Here is a 15,877-nt window from a genome sequence, read left to right as displayed (position 1 = left end):
CAAACCCGAGACCCGCACTTTACGGACTCGGAGTCGCTGAAATGATCACCCTCGGAGAGATCCGAAAATCCTCGGAAACTAAAAAGAGTGCTCGTCGACAAAGGTCGATAGAGCACTCGAAGTCTCTGGGAACCAAAACTGCAACAACAACGACGGTAGCACAGGCCGCGCCGGATGGCCCGGGAATCTCGTACCCGAGGTGTACGGGCGGCCCGCTCGTACTGCGTTCTCAGTAGCCGGGATTGTCGGCAGCCGCACGACGACGGGACGGCCCGCCTGCGGAGAGCCTTGGCAGACGATCGACACCCAGATGTGGAGACCCGCTGCCGTGGCTACTTTCCTGTATCGAGTGGGCCGACTGGCCTTCCGGCGACGTTGGTACGTCGCCCTGGTCTGGGCGGCCGTCCTGGCCGCTGTCGGGCTCGGCGCGCTCAAGGCGCCGGGGGCCGCCGACGAGGGCTTCTCGATGCCCGGCATCGAGTCCCAGAAGGCGTTCGACCTGATGGAGCAGCGCTTCCCCGGGGCCACGGCCGACGGGGCGAGTGCCCGGGTCGTGTTCATCGCGCCCGGCGGCGGGAAAGTGACCGCCGCCCAGAACAAGCGGGCCATCGAGCAGGCCGTGACCGGTCTCGGCGACGGCACGCAGGTCGCGAGCGCCGTCGACCCGTTCCAGGCGAAGACGATCAGCAAGGACGGCTCGACCGCTTTCGCGACCGTCACCTACAAGGTCGGGGCGGACGACCTCACCGACGCCGACCGCACCCACCTGGAACGCGCCCTCGACGAGGCCCGGGACTCCGGGCTGACCGTCGAGGCGGGCGGCAGCGCGCTGGCCGACAACGCCGGGCCGGGCGGCACGGCCGAGGTGATCGGTGTCTCGATCGCCGCGGTCGTGCTGCTGGTCACCTTCGGCTCCCTGGCCGCCGCCGGACTGCCGCTGCTGACCGCCCTCGTCGGCGTCGGCGTCAGCATGGCCACGATCCTCGCCCTGTCCCAGGCCTTCGGCCTGTCCACCACCACCGGCACCCTGGCGATGATGCTGGGCCTCGCCGTCGGCATCGACTACGCCCTGTTCGTCGTCTCCCGCTACCGGGAGGAACGCGCCAAGGGCCGGGCGCCGCAGGAGGCCGCCGGACTCGCCGCCGGCACGGCCGGGTCCGCGGTCGTGTTCGCGGGGCTCACCGTCGTCATCGCGCTGGCCGGGCTCGCCGTGGTCGGCATCCCGATGCTCACCAAGATGGGCCTGGCCGCCGCCGGCGCGGTCGTCGTCGCCGTACTGATCGCGCTGACGCTCGTCCCGGCCTTCCTCGGCTTCTGGCCGAACGCCGTGCTCACCCGGCGGGCCCGCAGGAGCGGCCGGATCGAGGAGAGCGGCGACGCCAACGGGGGCAGCCGCTGGGCCCGGTTCGTGCTGCGCCGTCCCATACCCGTGCTGCTCCTCGGCGTCGTCGGTCTCGGCGCCCTCGCACTGCCCGCGACCGGCCTCCAGCTGGGCATGCCCGGCGACGAGGCCAAGCCGACGTCCACGACCGAACGCCGCGCCTACGACGCGCTCGCCGAGGGCTTCGGGCCGGGCTTCAACGGGCCGTTGACCGTCGTCGTGGACGGCAGGGGCGCCGCCGACGCCAAGGGCGCCGCGGGCGAGATCGCCCGGGAGATCGGCGCCACGAAGGGCGTCGTGTCCGTCTCCCCGGCCCGCTTCAACGATGCCGGTGACACCGCCGTCTTCTCCGTCGTGCCGTCCACCGCGCCGACCGACGAGAAGACCGAGGACCTGGTGACGGCCATCCGCGGCGAGCGGCCCGGCATCGAGTCCGCCACCGGCGCGAGCTACGAGGTCACCGGCACCACCGCGATGAACATCGACATCGCCGGGAAGGTGCAGGCCGCGCTGGTCCCGTATCTGACCGTGGTCGTCGGACTGGCGATCGTGCTGCTGCTGGTGGTCTTCCGGTCCCTGTTCGTCCCGCTCAAGGCGGCCCTCGGCTTCCTGCTGTCGGTGCTGGCCTCCCTCGGCGCGGTCGTCGTGGTGTTCCAGCGGGGCCACGGCGCGCAGCTCTTCGGAGTGGAGCAGACCGGCCCGATCATGAGCCTGATGCCGATCTTCCTGGTGGGCATCGTCTTCGGCCTCGCGATGGACTACGAGGTGTTCCTCGTCTCGCGGATGCGGGAGGCGTACGTCCACGGCGAGTCGCCCGCGCAGGCGGTCACGTCCGGCTTCCGGCACAGCGCCCGGGTGGTCGTGGCGGCGGCCCTGATCATGATCGCGGTCTTCGCCGGGTTCATCGGCGAGAGCGACTCCATGATCAAGATGATCGGGTTCGGGCTCGCCTCCGCCGTCCTGTTCGACGCCTTCGTCGTCCGGATGGCGATCGTGCCGGCCGTCCTCGCCCTGCTCGGCGACAAGGCCTGGTGGCTGCCCAAGTGGCTGGACCGGGCGCTGCCCCGCGTCGACGTGGAGGGCGAGGCGCTGAGCCGGCCGGAGCGGGAACCGGCCCCGGACCCCGTGCCGGACCTGGAACCGGCGCGCACCTGACACCCCCACACCAGGGCCGCCCGTGGCGAAGGACACGGGCGGCCCGTCGGGCGTTCCCGCCCGGCGTCGACCACCATGGTCCCCAGCCCACCCCCGGAGAGTCCGATGAGTATCACCCTGGAGCGGCGCTACGCGGATCGCCTGGAGGAGTTCTCGGCGCGCCACGCCTTCCTCGTCGATCTGGTGATGGTCCTGGCGCTGATGGGCTGCGCGGCCCTCGGCGGCTCGCTCACCCTGCCCGGCACCGAGCCGCCGGACCAGGACAGGACCGCCACCGTCCTCACGGGCGTCGCCTGCCTCGTCCTGCTCAAGCACCGCACCCACCCGCGCACCGCCGTCGTCGTCGCCGGGGGCTGCACGGTGGCCGCGATCGCGCTCGGCTATCTGGTCACGCCGCTGCTGCTGGCCCCGGTCATGGCGGCGCTGTATTGGCTGGCCACGCTCACCGACCGGAAGACCACCCGCGGCTACGGCCTCACCACCCTGGTCGCGGTGACGCTCGCGGCCGTGTTCTCCGCCTCCATGAACCACATCTCGCTGCTGCTCAGGACGATCGGCCCGATCTTCTGGCTGATGCTGCCGCTGGCCGCCGGCAAGATGACCCAGCTGCGCCGTGCCTACCTCCGGTCGGTGCAGGCCCGGGCCGAACACGCCGAGCGCACCCGCGAGGAGGAGGCCCGGCTGCGGGTCACCGAGGAACGGATGCGCATCGCCCGCGAGCTCCACGACGTCGTCGCCCACCACATGGCCCTGGCCAACGCCCAGGCCGGCACGGCCGCGCACCTCGCGCTCAGCAACCCCGAGCAGACCCGGAAGATCCTCACCGACCTGACCGGCACCACCTCCTCCGCGCTGCGGGAGCTGAAGGCGGCCCTGGGCCTGCTGCGGCACAGCGACTCCGAGGACGACACCGGCCCCGGCTCCACGGCGCTGGAACCGGCCCCCGGCCTGGCCCGCCTGCCCGAGCTGGTCGCGGCGTGCGAGTCGGCGGGCCTGGAGGTCACCGTCACCACGCAGGGGGAACCGCGGCCGCTCTCGCCCGGCGTCGACCTGACCGCGTTCCGGATCGTGCAGGAGGCACTCACCAACGTCACCAAGCACGCCACCGCCGAGGCCGCCCACGTACGCCTCGCCTACACCGGTTCCCGCCTGCTGATCACGGTCACCGACGACGGCACCGGCAAGCCGGCGGCCGAGGCCCCCCAGGGCAGCCGCGGCTTCGGCGTCATCGGCATGCGCGAACGCGCCCACTCCGTCGGCGGCGAACTGTGCGCCGGCCCCCGCCCCCAGGGCGGCTTCGAGGTCACCACGGCCCTCCCGCTGCAACCCGCCCCCCTCCCCGCCGAAGGAACCACGCCATGACCATCAGGGTGCTGCTCGCCGACGACCAGGCCCTGCTGCGGGCCACCTTCCGGATCCTCATCGACTCCTGCGCGGACATGGAGGTGGTCGCCGAGGCCTCCGACGGCGCGGAGGCGGTGGAGCTGACCCGCGCCCACCACCCCGACATCGTCCTCATGGACATCCGCATGCCCGGCACCGACGGCCTCACCGCCACCGCCACGCTCTGCGCCGACCCGGACCTGTCCGCCACCCGCGTCCTCATCCTGACCACCTTCGAGACCGAGGACTACGTCGCCCAGGCGCTGCGGGCCGGTGCCAGCGGCTTCCTCGGCAAGGACGTCACCGCCGACACCCTGCTGGCCGGGCTGCGCACGGTGGCCTCCGGCGAGGCGCTCCTGTCACCCGCCGCCACCCGCTCCCTCATCACCCGCTTCCTCCTGGCCCCCGCCCCCGACAGCCACCTGGCGCCGCCGGAGCGCCTCACCGACCTCACGGTCCGCGAACGCGAGGTGATGGCGCTGGCCGCCGAGGGCAGGTCCAACACCGAGATCGCCGAGGACCTCACACTCAGCCCGCTGACCGTCCGCACGCACATCCACCGCGCCATGACCAAGCTGAACGCCCGCGACCGTGCGCAACTGGTCGTCATCGCCTACCAGACGGGCCTGGTACGGGCGGTGCCGCCGCCCCCGCCTATGTCCATGGGGCGTCCACGGTAACGGCCCCGGGTGACCGGCCGGTCACCGTCGGACGACCGGCCGGAACGCCTCCCGTACCCCGGACTTGGACGTCGAGACGAACTGGTCGCCCGGGCCGAGGTCGTACATGTAGTACTCGTAGCGCAGCACGCTCGGGCAGCTGCCGCCGCCGATCTGGACCGAGCGCGGGTCGAGGCGCTTGCCGGTGCGCAGTTCGTAAACCTTCAGGGGGATCTTGACCTTGTAGAAGGTGACTTGGTGGGGCAGGTACTTCGACCTGTCGTTCTCGTAGGAGCAGGTCTGCACGGCGGCCCCGTTCTCCGCCGCGCCCGCGCAGACCACGAGCGCGGCCTTGGCCGGGTCGCCGGTGCGCCAGGAGCCGGGGAGCTTGTCGGTGTACTCGGAGTCGCCGAGGAACAGGGCACGGTGGGTGCCCTTGCGGTAGAGCGGGGCTCCGCTGTACCTGGCGGGCTTGGAGCAGTAGCCGGAGTCGGCGCCGTGGGTGTTGTCGACCAGGCCGCGCACGTGGTCCAGTTCGATGGCGAGGGTGGCCTCGCGGACCCCGTCGCGGGCCTTCCCGGCGCGGGTGTCGTCGGGGTAGGTGTCGAGGAGCCGCTGGTAGTGGGTCCGCGCCTGCTGCCAGGCGTCCTCGGTCATCAGGTGGTCGCCGCAGCCCACCAGGGCGGCGGGTTCCGTGCGTGCCGCCGGTCCGGCGGAGCGGTCCAGGACGTCGTGGGTGGGGCCGCGATCCCGGAGCCAGGCGGTGAGGGCGGCGGTGTCGCAGGAGTCGTCGGTGGGCAGGCCGTCGAGGAAGGCGTCCAGGACCGTCCTGACGGTCCGCTCGTTGCCGGGCTCGTCCAGGACACCGGCGAGCGTGCCGAAGCCCCGCCCGAGGTCCTCCGTGCTGCCCCTGCGCGCGGCGCGGGCCAGGGTGGCCGCCGCCCCGTCCAGCCGGTGGCACGCCTCCACCACCGCGTCGCCGGGTTCCACCACCGGCGCGCCCGCCAGCCGGTGGCCCCACCCCACCTCGCCCTGCGCGGCCACGGCCGCCTCGCAGTCGCCGCCCTCGCGGGCCTCGGTCACCCGGTCCTCGATGCCGTACGCGTCGGCGCGCAGCAGTACGGCGGTCAGCACCACCACGAGCGCGACGGCGAGCGTCCCGGCGCGCTGCCCGCGTCGTACGGCCCGCTCCGGGCGGCGGCGCGCCAGGAACCAGCCGTGGACGATGCCCGCCGCCCACCACAGCAGCAGCAGGATCTCGTACCGGCTCCGGGCGGTGGAGGCGGTGAGGTCCAGGAGCACGGCCGTGCCGAGCACGGCGGTCGCGGCCGGTCGCCACCGCCGCAGCAGCAGGTAGCCGACGCCGAGCAGTGTGGCGTTGCCGAGGGCCACCGCCCACGGGTCGGCGGGCGCCGCGGGCCGTGGCGGCCCGGAGGGCTCCGGCGGCAGGGGCGGGCCGGGTTCGTACGCCGGGTACGTCATGCGGGGATCACCCCCGGGGCCCGGCACGGCCGGGCTGCGTACCGGGACCGTCGGACACCCCCTGGCCGTCCGGCCGTGAGGTGCCGGGTGTGACGTCGTCCGTGCATGGCTCTCCTCCAGCCTGTCGCGGGTGGGTGCGGACGCGTCCGGGAGGGCGGGGCGGCCCGAGCCCTCCCCTCGCAGGGTTCGGACCGCCGCCCTATGACCCGTCCCGGCCACGTCCCGGCCATTCGACCGCCGTACGCGGTTGTTCGGCTGGCCCCCTCCCGGCACCGAACAATCCGGAGGCGCGCACCGGGCCGTGCGGCCTGGAGGAAGGGTGAGGATGGGGTGAACGCCCGTGTCCCGGCCGCCGATACGGCCGAAAGTCGGGGGAGGGCGTACGAGGTGAGGGGGGCGGGCACGTGCCGGGACCATCAGCGCCGGGCCGCGCCGAGGGCGAGCTGGATCCGCAGGGCGGGCCGGTGCAGCGGTTCGCGGCCGGGCTGCGCGCGCTGCGCGAGTCCGCGGGCAGGCCCACCTACCGGGAGATGGCCCGGCACGCGCGGTACGGGGTGACCACGCTGTCGCAGGCGGCGGCGGGCAAGCAGTTGCCCACCCGCGCGGTGACGCTCGCCTACGTCAAGGCGTGCGGCGGCGACCTCGCCGAGTGGGAGCGGCGCTGGCGCGAGGCGTCGGCCGAACTGGCCGCCGAGACCGCCGCCGACGACACGGCCCGGCCGCCCTACCGCGGCCTGACCCGGTTCGAACCGGGCGACGCCGGGCTGTTCTTCGGCCGCGACCAGCTCGTGGAGCGGCTCACCGAGCTGAACCGCAAGCACCGCTTCACCGCCGTCTTCGGCCCCTCCGGCAGCGGCAAGTCGTCGCTGCTGCGGGCGGGCCTGATCCCCCGGCTGCGGGCCGCCGACGACAGTGACGCGCCGCCGGCGGCCGTACGGATCCTCACCCCCGGCGCGGACCCGCTGCGCACGCACGCCGAGCGGCTGGCACCCGTGCCCGGCACCGACGCCGACACCTGGCTGATCGTCGACCAGTTCGAGGAGCTGTACACCCTCGGCGCCGACCCGGCCGACCGCGACGCGTTCATCGACCGGCTCGTCGCCGCCACCGCCGCCGACAGCGGGCTGCGCGTCGTCATCGCCGTGCGGGCCGACTTCCTCGGCCGGTGCGCCGAGCACCCCGGTCTCACCGCCGCGTTGCAGGACGCCACGCTGCTCGCCGGGCCGATGAGCCGGGCGGAGCTGCGGGAGGCCATCGTCCGCCCGGCCGCCGCGGCCGGACTGATCGTCGAACGCGCCCTGACCGACCGGCTCCTGGACGAGGTCGAGGGCGCCCCCGGCGGACTGCCGCTGATGTCCCACGCCCTGCTGGAGACCTGGCGCCACCGCAGCGGCCGTACCCTGACCGAGGCGGCGTACGAGGCGGCCGGCCAACTGCACGGCGCCGTCGTACGGACGGCCGAGCAGGCGTACGGAGAACTGACCGCGGAGCAGGGGGAATTGGCGCGACGGATCCTGCTGCGCCTGGTCGCGCCCGGCGACGGGACCGCCGACACCCGCCGCCCCGCCGACCACGCGGAGCTGGACTTCGGCGACCCCGCCGGCACCCGGATGGTCCTGGAACGGCTGGCCCGGGCCCGCCTCATCACCTTCGACGACGGCACCGCCGACCTCGCCCACGAGGCGCTCATCACCGCCTGGCCCCGGCTGCGTGCCTGGATCGACACCGAACGCGACCGGCTGCGCGTCCACCGCGCGCTGTCCGAGGCGGCCCGCACCTGGCAGGACCTCGGCCAGGAGAACGCCGCGCTCTACGCCGGTTCCCGGCTGTCCGCCGCCCGCGACGCCTTCCCGGCGGCCGGCGCCACGCCCGGCGGTGACGAACTGACCCCGCTGGAGAGGCGGTTCCTCACCGCCTCGCTCCGCCGCCGGCAGCGTGCCGCGCTCCTGCGCCGCACGGTCGTCGCCGTCCTCGCCGCGCTCGCCCTGCTCGCCACCGGCACCGCCGTCGTCGCCCTCCAGGCCCGCGCCACCGCGCAGGCCGAACGGGACGACGCCGTGTTCGGCGGTCTCACCGCCGAGGCCGACCGGGCCCGTGACACCGACGCCGGGCTGGCCGCCCGGCTCGACGTGGCCGCGTACCGCATGCGCGCCACCACGGACCTGCGGACCCGGCTGGCCTCGGACGCGGGCCGGGTCCTGGCCACGCGCCTGCCCGGCCTCGACGGGGCCGGCAGCTCCGTGGCGTACGCCCCCGACGGCCGCACCCTGGCCGGCGGCGGCCACGACGGCACGGTCCGGCTGTGGGACACCGGCGGCAGCAGGGTGCTGGGCCGACCGCTGCGACTCGGGACGGACCGGGTCGGCGCGGTCGCCTTCGCCCCGGCGGGCCGCGACCTGCTGGCGGCCACCGGCGAGGGCGGCGTCATCCGCCTGTGGGACACGCGCGACCGGGAGCACCCCCGCGCCCTCGGCCGCCCCCTGGTGAGCCACGGCGGGGAGAACATCGTCTCCGCCGCCTTCGCCCCCGGCGGCCGCACGCTGGCCACCGCCGGCGACGACGGCACCGTACGCCTGTGGGACCTGGCCGATCCGGCCCGCCCCGCCCCGCTCGGCAAACCCGCCGCGGCCGACGACTCGCCGGACCGCAGCGTCCGCGCGGTCGCCTTCGCCCCGGACGGGAACACCCTGGCGACGGCGGGCTACGACCGCACCGTCCGGATGTGGCGGTACGGCGGCAGCGACGGGCTCGCGCCCCTGGGCAAGCCCCTGCGCGCCCACACCGAGCCGGTCTGGACCCTGGCCTTCTCGCCCGACGGCCGCACGCTGGCCACCGCCGGCTTCGACGAGACCGTCCGGCTGTGGGAGGTGTCCGGCGCGGGCCGGCTCACGTCCCTGGGCGAACCGCTCACCGGGCACACCGCGCCCGTCCTGTCGGTCGCGTTCAGCCCCGACGGGGACACCCTGGCGAGCGCCGGGGAGGACGACGCGCCGCTGCTGTGGAACGTGGCCAACCCGGCCTATCCGCAGCGGCTCGGGGAGCCGCTGACCGGGCACACGGAGCCGGTGTGGGAGGTGGCCTTCAGCCCCGACGGCCGCACGCTGGCCAGCACCGGCGCCGACGGCGGCGTCCTGCTCTGGCACCGGCCGCCGACCGTCCTCACCGACTTCACCAACCCGGTGACCGCCGTCGCCCACAGCCCCGACGGCCGCCTGCTCGCCGCCGCCAGCACCGACGACGGGCTGGTCCGCCTGTGGGACGTACGCCGCCCGGACCGTCCGCGCCGGCTGCCGCGTCCGCTCGTCCACGAGGACCGGGTGCTGGCCGTCGCGTTCGCGCCGGAGGGCCGTACGGCGGTCAGCGGCTCGGCGGACGGCACCGTACGCCTGTGGGACGTCTCCACGCCCGACCGCCCCGCCCCGCTCGGCGCGCCCCTGCGCGCCCACGACGGGGAAGTCCACGCCGTCGCCTTCGCGCCGGACGGCCACACCCTGGCCACGGGCGGCGCGGACGACACGGTCCGGCTGTGGGACGTACGGCGACCGGACCGCCCACGGCCGCTCGGCGCCCGCCTGCGCGGCCACACGGACACCGTCACCTCCGTGGCCTTCACCCCGAACGGCCGCCTCCTGGCCAGCGGCGCGGAGGACGCCACGGCCCGCCTGTGGCACGTGGACGGCGGCGGGGCACGGGCACGGCCCGCGGGCGCCGCTCTCACCGGCCACGACGAGTCGGTCGAGGCGGTGGCCTTCGCCCCCGACGGCCACACCCTGGCAACCGGCAGCGACGACCGCACGGTGCGGCTGTGGGACGTGCGGGACGTCGAACGCGGCGACCGCGCACGCCTGTGGGGAAAGGAGCTGACCGGACACCGCGCCGCGGTCCGGGCCCTGTCCTTCGCCCCGGACGGCAGGACGCTGGCGACCGGCAGCGGCGACCACACGGTCCGCCTGTGGGACGTGTCCGACCCGGCCCGGGCCGAACCGGCCGGCCAGGAACTCACCGGCCACCTCGACACCGTCACGACCGTCGCGTTCAGCCCGCGCGGCGACACCCTCGTCTCCGCCGGCTACGACCTCACGGCACGGGTGTGGACGCTGGACGCGGACCGCGCGGCACGGTACGTCTGCGCCCACACCGGCGGCATCCTGACCCGGTCCGACGGGCGCGAGCACCTGCCCCGGCTCGGCTACCGGGAGGGCTGCCGAGAACGTTAGGGCAGGGCGAACTTCAGTACGGCCCCGTCCTTGTCGTGCGCCACGACGGTCGCCTTCAGGGCGTCGCCGAAACCAGCCTCGCCTCCCGCGCCGCCGAGCTGCATCAGGGTGCCACCCGACTGGAAGGTGACGTAGTCGTCCGCCACGGAGACGTGCACGCGCGTGCCGCGCGCCGTGATGTCCGCGGTGGACGTCACCAGCACCTCGCACGCACCGTCCGCGCAGGCCCGGTAGTTCCTGCCGTCCGCCGCCTTCGGCAGGGGGCCGGTGGGAGCGGGCGTCTCCTGGCCGGCGGGCTGCCGGCCCGGGGCGCACTGCTCGGCCCGCTCGAACGCGGCCCCGAGCCGGGGATCCTCCGCGGCCAGTGTGGGCAGGTCGGGTTTCGGCGGGGTGAGGGACTGGACGAGCTCGTCGACGTCCTCGGCACTGCTCGCCGCGTCGTCGACGGCCATGGCCGGTGACACGCCGTCGAGTTCCTTCGCGACACCGTTCACCTTCTTCCGCAAGACGCCGAGCAGCCGGTCGGCCGCCGGAAACCCCGACGAGCCGAGTTCCTCCAGGCCGCTTCGCACCCTGTCGACCGCCGACGGGGTCGAGGAGAGATATCCGATGGCGCCGGCCCGGGCGACGAGATCCCCCTCGTCCGCGCCCCGGATCTCCTTCACGTCGGCGGCGCTCTTCGCCCGCAGGTTCTTGAGCGCGACCGTCGACTCGCACAGGCCGCCGACCCATTTCACCAATTCCCCGGACGGCGACCGCACCGGCGTCGGCGACACCGTCCCCTTTCCGGCCGAACCGTCCGCCTCCTTCGCCTCGTCCGCCGCGCCCCCGCATCCTCCGACGGCCAGCACCATCCCGGCGACCACCACGACCACGCCCCTGCTCCCGCCCATCCGACGACCCCTCTCCGTGCCGCGACCAACCGGTACCGCAGGCCCCAGTCCATCCGGCGGGCGGTTGTTCGGCCACCCGTTCCGCGGCCCGAACAAACCCGGATCGGGACGCCCGCCCGATCTGCGTCCCTTTCACGGAACCGGCACAAGCCCTTTCCGTCACCCATTCGCCATTCGACGGTGTGTCACTGCCGGGCTGATAGGTTGGATTCGACCGCGAAGCAATTCCATAGAACGGGGTGTCATGCGTAAGAAGGTAATGGGCGCACTGGGTGTCGTGGCGCTGGCGGGTCTCGCCTTCTCCTCAACTCCCGCGCTGGCCGCGCCGACCGCTCCTTCGGGCGATGTGTCCGTGAGTGCCGCCTGCTCGCGCGGAGAAAAGGTGAAGGCGCGGGAGAGCGTCAAGATCCGCAAGACGAAGAGCATTTCGGGAACCGCCCTCGGACTCTTCCCGAAGGGGAAGAACGCTTGCAGCCTCAAGAACGAGAAGGCCAAGTGGTACGACAGCAAGTGCGGTCAGGGCAGCGACCAGTTCGACTACATCAACTACCGGGGCACCAAGGGCTGGGTGCCCACGACGTGCATCGTGCTCGACTGAGCCGGCTCCGCTGACCCGAAGGGGCCCGTTCCGAATCCGGGGCGGGCCCTTTCGCCTCCCGTGGCACACCGGTCCCAGGATTTCCACATTCCATAAGTGAATTATTGGCTGGCATGACGGGCCGCAAGTCGAAATCTCGTCAGGCGATACGGTCGGCGTTTTCCGGACTTTGTCTCCGGTGGAAACCGCGAAATCGTTTCGGCATATCTACGATCGCATGCTATGACCGACTTACCCCGGGACGACTCGGCCGCCCGTGCCCGCCGGCAGACCTGCCTCAGGCTCGCCCGTGAACTCCTCCTCGTCGGGCCGGACGGCTCCGACCTCAAACTCGGCTATCTGCACACCCTGATCGACACGGGCCGCCTCGGCCCCACCCCGCACCCGCGCAAGAGGATCCTCGTCATCGGCGCCGGCATCACCGGCCTCGTCGCGGGCCGGCTGCTCAAGGACGCCGGACACGACGTCACCATCCTGGAGGCCAACGCCGGCCGGGTCGGCGGACGCATCAAGACCTTCCGCGCCACCAAACACCACCAGCCCTTCGACGACCCGGCCCAGTACGCCGAGGCCGGTGCCATGCGGCTGCCCGACTTCCACCCGCTCGTCCTCGCCCTGGTCGACAAACTCGGGCTCGGCCGCCGCCAGTTCTACAACGTGGACGTGGCCCCCGGCACCGGCAGCGGCCCCGACGTCCCCGTGCCCCCGGTGACGTACACCTCCTTCACCGGCCGCACCTGGACCTACGGCGACGACAGCCCCGGCTTCCGCGAACCCGACAAGCGCGGCAACTCCTGGATCCGCGCCAACCGCACCCAGGTGCGGCGCGCCGACTACGCCGCCGGTCCCGAGCGGATCAACGAGGGCTTCCACCTCACCGACGACGAGGTCCGCGCCCCCGTCGTGAAGATGGTCGACGACGCCCTGGAGTGCGTGCGCGACTACTACTCCGACGTCGTCGACGGGCGGCGCGTCAACAAGCCCTTCGAGGAGTGGGTCGAGGGCTGGGCCCGGGTGATCCACGACTTCGACGGCTACTCGATGGGCGGCTTCCTGCGCGACCACGCCGGGCTCAGCGACGAGGCCATCGAGGCCGTCGGAACGCTGGAGAACATGTCCTCGCGGCTGCACCTGTCGTTCTTCCACAGCTTCCTGAGCCGCAGCGACATCAACCCGGGCGTCCGCTACTGGGAGATACCGGGCGGCAGCTGGCGCCTGCCGCACGCGCTGTACCAGGGGCTGCGCGACGAGGTGCGGCTCGGCCACCGCATGATCCGCCTGGAGTACCACGACCCCAGCCGCGACACCGACCCCGAGGGCACCGGCGCGGTCGGGCCCGACGGGTGGGGCGTGGCCGTGCAGACCGTCGCCGAGAACGATCCCCAGGCCCCGCCGCGCCTGTGGACGGCCGACCTGGCCATCGTCACCATCCCGTTCTCCGCGCTGCGCTTCGTGGAGATCGTCCCCTCGATGTCGTACAAGAAGCGCCGCGCGGTCATCGAGACCCACTACGACCAGGCCACCAAGGTGCTGCTGGAGTTCAGCCACCGCTGGTGGGAGTTCACCGAGGACGACTGGCGCGACGAGCTCGACCGCATCGCGCCCGGCCTGTACGAGTACTACCGGCTGGGCGGCCAGGTGGACGCCGAACCCGCCCTGACGCTCCCCGGGCCGGGCACCGACCTGCTGGCGGCCGCCGTCAAGGACAGCAGCGTCACCGAGGAGATGCGGCAGCTCAACAGCACCCTGCCGCTGCGCGGCCCCGCGCTACGCCCCGCCACCCACTGCTTCGGAGGGGGCTCGGTCACCGACAATCCCAACCGGTTCATGTATTACCCCTCGCACCCCGTCGAGGGCAGCACCGGCGGCGTCGTGCTCGCCTCGTACTGCTGGTCCGACGACGCCGCCCGCTGGGACTCCATGCGGAGTTCGGAGCGCTACGTCTACGCCCTGCGCAACCTCCAGGCCCTGCACGGCCGCCGCATCGAGGTGTTCTTCACCGGCCGCGGCGCCACCCAGAGCTGGGCCCGCGACCCGTACGCCTTCGGCGAGGCCGCCATCTACACCGCGCACCAGATGACCAGCTTCCACCTGGACGTCTCCCGGCCCGAAGGCCCCGTGCACTTCGCCGGGGAGCACACCTCCCTCAAGCACGCCTGGATCGAGGGCGCCCTGGAGAGCGCCGTGCGTGCCGCCCTCGCCGTCCACCAGGCCCCGCCGGTCACCACACCGGGCGCGGACCAGGACGGGGGCCGCTCATGAGCGCGCTCGACCCCGGGTGCACGGTCGCCCGCTACCTCGCCCTGCGCCTGGCCGAGTTGGGCATCACCCACCTGTTCGGCGTCCCCGGCAACCACCTCGGCCCCTTCCTGACGACCCTGCGGGCCGAGGGCGACATCGAGTGGGTCGGCACCCCCACCGAGGGCGGAGCGGGCCAGGCCGCCGACGCCTACGCCCGGATCCACGGCATCGGCGCGGCCGCCGTCACCTACAGCGTCGGCGCGTTCAACCTGCTGAACGCGTGCGGCGGCGCCTACGTCGAACAGGTCCCGCTCGTCGCCGTCAACGCCTCCCCGCCCTACGAGCAGTGGCAGAACTACCGGGCTGTCGGCCTGCTCACCTCGCACATGAGCCCCCGCCCTCAGAGCAACCTGGACGTCTACCGGCAGGTCACCGTGGACGCCCAGGTCATCTCCAACCCGGGCCTCGCCCCCGGCCAGATCGACGCCGCGCTCACCGCCTGCCTCTCCGAGCGCCGACCGGTCTACCTGGAGGTCATGGAGGACCTCTGGGACGAGCCCTGCCCCGAGCCTCAGGCGCCGATCGTCGCCCGGGAGCGGCCGCTGAGCGCGCGCAACCAGACCATGCTGGACCACGCCGTGCAGGCCGTCCTCACCCTGGTCGAGGAGCACCCCGGCCCGGACGGCAGGCCCCGCCCGGTCGTCTGGGCCGGCGAGGAGATCGACCGGTTCGGGCTCGGCCGTCAGCTCACCGACCTGGTGGAGGCGACGGGCGTGCCGTTCTGCACCACCGTCGGCGCCAAGGCCGTCGTCGACGAGGACCTGCCGCAGTTCCACGGCGTCTACAACGGCGGCGCCAGCCACCCGGATGTGCACGCCGTGTTCAAGGACTGGGCCACCTGCCGCATCGGGCTCGGCGCCTGGTCCACGTCGAAGAACCTCGGCGGGGAGCAGTGCGTCGGCGACGACTGGGTGATGGCCGCGCACGGCGGCATCAGCGTCGGCACCACCTACTTCCCCGACGTCCAGCTCACCTGGCTGCTGCCCGCCCTCCAGGACGCGCTGGTGAAGACGTACGGCTCCGGGGGCCTGGCCGCCGACTACTACGCGGAGTCCTATGCCCACCACGGGCCGCGCGGCGACCGGCCCGCGGCCCTCGAACACCACCGCGCCTCGCTGCGCGCCGCCGGTTCGGCAGCCCGGCACGGGGCCGGCCGACGCCTGACCTACGACGCCGTGTTCGACCGGGTCAACCACTTCCTCAACCACGAGACGCGGGAGGACTGGACGGTCGTCTCCGACGCCGCGTTCTCCCTCATCGGCTCGATGAACCTGTCCCTGCCGGCGGGCGGGTTCCTGTCACAGGTCGGCTGGCTGTCCATCGGCTGGTCCGTCGGAGCGGCCACCGGCGCCGCGCTCACCCCCGAGCGCGGCGACGCCCGCCCGATGGTGTTCGTCGGCGACGGCGCCTTCCAGGAGACCTGCCAGGAACTCTCCACGCACACCCGGCACGGGCTGCGGTCGGTGGTGTTCGTCATGGACAACGGCCACTTCTACGGCGTCGAGCAGATGCTGGTGCATCCGCGCTACTACGCCGACGAGGACGCCGCCGACGAGGACTTCTACAACGTCCTGCACCCCTGGCACTACGACCGCCTCGCGGACGTCTTCGCCGGCAAGCACACCCCGGCGCACGGCGTCACCGTCGCGCACACCGCCGAACTCGACGACCTCCTGGACCGCCTCACCGACCCGGCCGACCCGTTCAACTCCGGCCCGCTCCTGGTCCGCGTCCACCTGCACCGCCACGACTACCCGCGGGCGATGGCGTACAAGGTCCCGAAGTCCTCCCGGATCGGTTGAGTCCGC

9 protein-coding genes are annotated in these 15,877 nt (G+C 73.4%); 7 read left to right on the top strand and 2 right to left on the bottom strand.

Annotation, left to right across the window (positions count from 1 at the left end):
• Positions 1 to 328: 328 nt before the first annotated feature.
• The 3 genes from ACFZDA_RS26070 (at position 329) to ACFZDA_RS26060 (ending at position 4,599) form a co-directional block, all read left to right on the top strand.
• Positions 329 to 2,536: an MMPL family transporter gene (locus ACFZDA_RS26070; protein WP_391085993.1), complete on the top strand. Its 2,208-nt coding sequence runs from the start codon at positions 329 to 331 to the stop codon at positions 2,534 to 2,536.
• A 105-nt stretch (positions 2,537 to 2,641) separates the two neighbouring features.
• Positions 2,642 to 3,898, top strand: a complete 1,257-nt coding sequence (locus ACFZDA_RS26065; RefSeq protein ID WP_391085991.1) for a histidine kinase — start codon at positions 2,642 to 2,644, stop codon at positions 3,896 to 3,898.
• Entirely contained in the window at positions 3,895 to 4,599 is a 705-nt protein-coding gene (locus ACFZDA_RS26060; RefSeq protein WP_391085989.1) for a response regulator, read from the top strand. Before ACFZDA_RS26065 ends, ACFZDA_RS26060 begins: the two co-directional genes overlap by 4 nt.
• Positions 4,600 to 4,620: 21 nt before the next feature.
• On the opposite strand, the gene ACFZDA_RS26055 is transcribed toward ACFZDA_RS26060, so the two are convergent.
• Entirely contained in the window at positions 4,621 to 6,060 is a 1,440-nt protein-coding gene (locus tag ACFZDA_RS26055) for a hypothetical protein (protein WP_391085987.1), read from the bottom strand.
• A 404-nt stretch (positions 6,061 to 6,464) separates the two neighbouring features.
• Between ACFZDA_RS26055 and ACFZDA_RS26050 the strand changes: the two genes are divergently transcribed.
• Entirely contained in the window at positions 6,465 to 10,277 is a 3,813-nt protein-coding gene (locus ACFZDA_RS26050; protein WP_391085985.1) for a WD40 repeat domain-containing protein, read from the top strand.
• On the opposite strand, the gene ACFZDA_RS26045 is transcribed toward ACFZDA_RS26050, so the two are convergent.
• Positions 10,274 to 11,170 carry a hypothetical protein gene (locus tag ACFZDA_RS26045; RefSeq protein WP_391085983.1) on the bottom strand — a complete coding sequence of 299 codons (897 nt, stop codon included), beginning with the start codon at positions 11,168 to 11,170 and terminating at the stop codon, positions 10,274 to 10,276. The two genes, ACFZDA_RS26050 and ACFZDA_RS26045, sit on opposite strands and share 4 nt — an antisense overlap.
• Positions 11,171 to 11,414: 244 nt before the next feature.
• Here ACFZDA_RS26045 and ACFZDA_RS26040 point away from each other — a divergent pair, with 244 nt between their 5' ends.
• The 3 genes from ACFZDA_RS26040 to ACFZDA_RS26030 all read left to right on the top strand — a co-directional run bounded on the left by ACFZDA_RS26040 (position 11,415) and on the right by ACFZDA_RS26030 (position 15,871).
• Positions 11,415 to 11,768 (top strand): hypothetical protein, encoded by a 354-nt coding sequence (locus ACFZDA_RS26040; RefSeq protein WP_391085981.1) that lies wholly within the window; start codon positions 11,415 to 11,417, stop codon positions 11,766 to 11,768.
• Between the two features lie 222 nt (positions 11,769 to 11,990).
• Complete coding sequence (locus ACFZDA_RS26035) at positions 11,991 to 14,030, top strand: FAD-dependent oxidoreductase (RefSeq protein WP_391085979.1); 2,040 nt, start codon at positions 11,991 to 11,993, stop codon at positions 14,028 to 14,030.
• Complete coding sequence (locus ACFZDA_RS26030) at positions 14,027 to 15,871, top strand: thiamine pyrophosphate-binding protein (RefSeq protein WP_391085977.1); 1,845 nt, start codon at positions 14,027 to 14,029, stop codon at positions 15,869 to 15,871. The genes ACFZDA_RS26035 and ACFZDA_RS26030 overlap by 4 nt, the downstream gene beginning before the upstream one ends.
• Positions 15,872 to 15,877 lie beyond the last annotated feature (6 nt).

It is taken from the genome of Streptomyces sp. NPDC007991, assembly GCF_042958445.1.
Classification (GTDB): Bacteria; Actinomycetota; Actinomycetes; order Streptomycetales; family Streptomycetaceae; genus Streptomyces.
The sequence above is the reverse complement of the archived record's forward strand: the minus strand, read 5'-3'. Positions and strand labels throughout refer to the sequence as shown.

Coding starts and splice junctions, on each gene's coding strand:
- ACFZDA_RS26065 (WP_391085991.1), top strand. CDS start 2,642: ATGAGTATCACCCTGGAGCGGCGCTACGCGGATCGCCTGGAGGAGTTC.
- ACFZDA_RS26060 (WP_391085989.1), top strand. CDS start 3,895: ATGACCATCAGGGTGCTGCTCGCCGACGACCAGGCCCTGCTGCGGGCC.
- ACFZDA_RS26055 (WP_391085987.1), bottom strand. CDS start 6,060: ATGACGTACCCGGCGTACGAACCCGGCCCGCCCCTGCCGCCGGAGCCC.
- ACFZDA_RS26045 (WP_391085983.1), bottom strand. CDS start 11,170: ATGGGCGGGAGCAGGGGCGTGGTCGTGGTGGTCGCCGGGATGGTGCTG.
- ACFZDA_RS26040 (WP_391085981.1), top strand. CDS start 11,415: ATGCGTAAGAAGGTAATGGGCGCACTGGGTGTCGTGGCGCTGGCGGGT.
- ACFZDA_RS26035 (WP_391085979.1), top strand. CDS start 11,991: ATGACCGACTTACCCCGGGACGACTCGGCCGCCCGTGCCCGCCGGCAG.
- ACFZDA_RS26030 (WP_391085977.1), top strand. CDS start 14,027: ATGAGCGCGCTCGACCCCGGGTGCACGGTCGCCCGCTACCTCGCCCTG.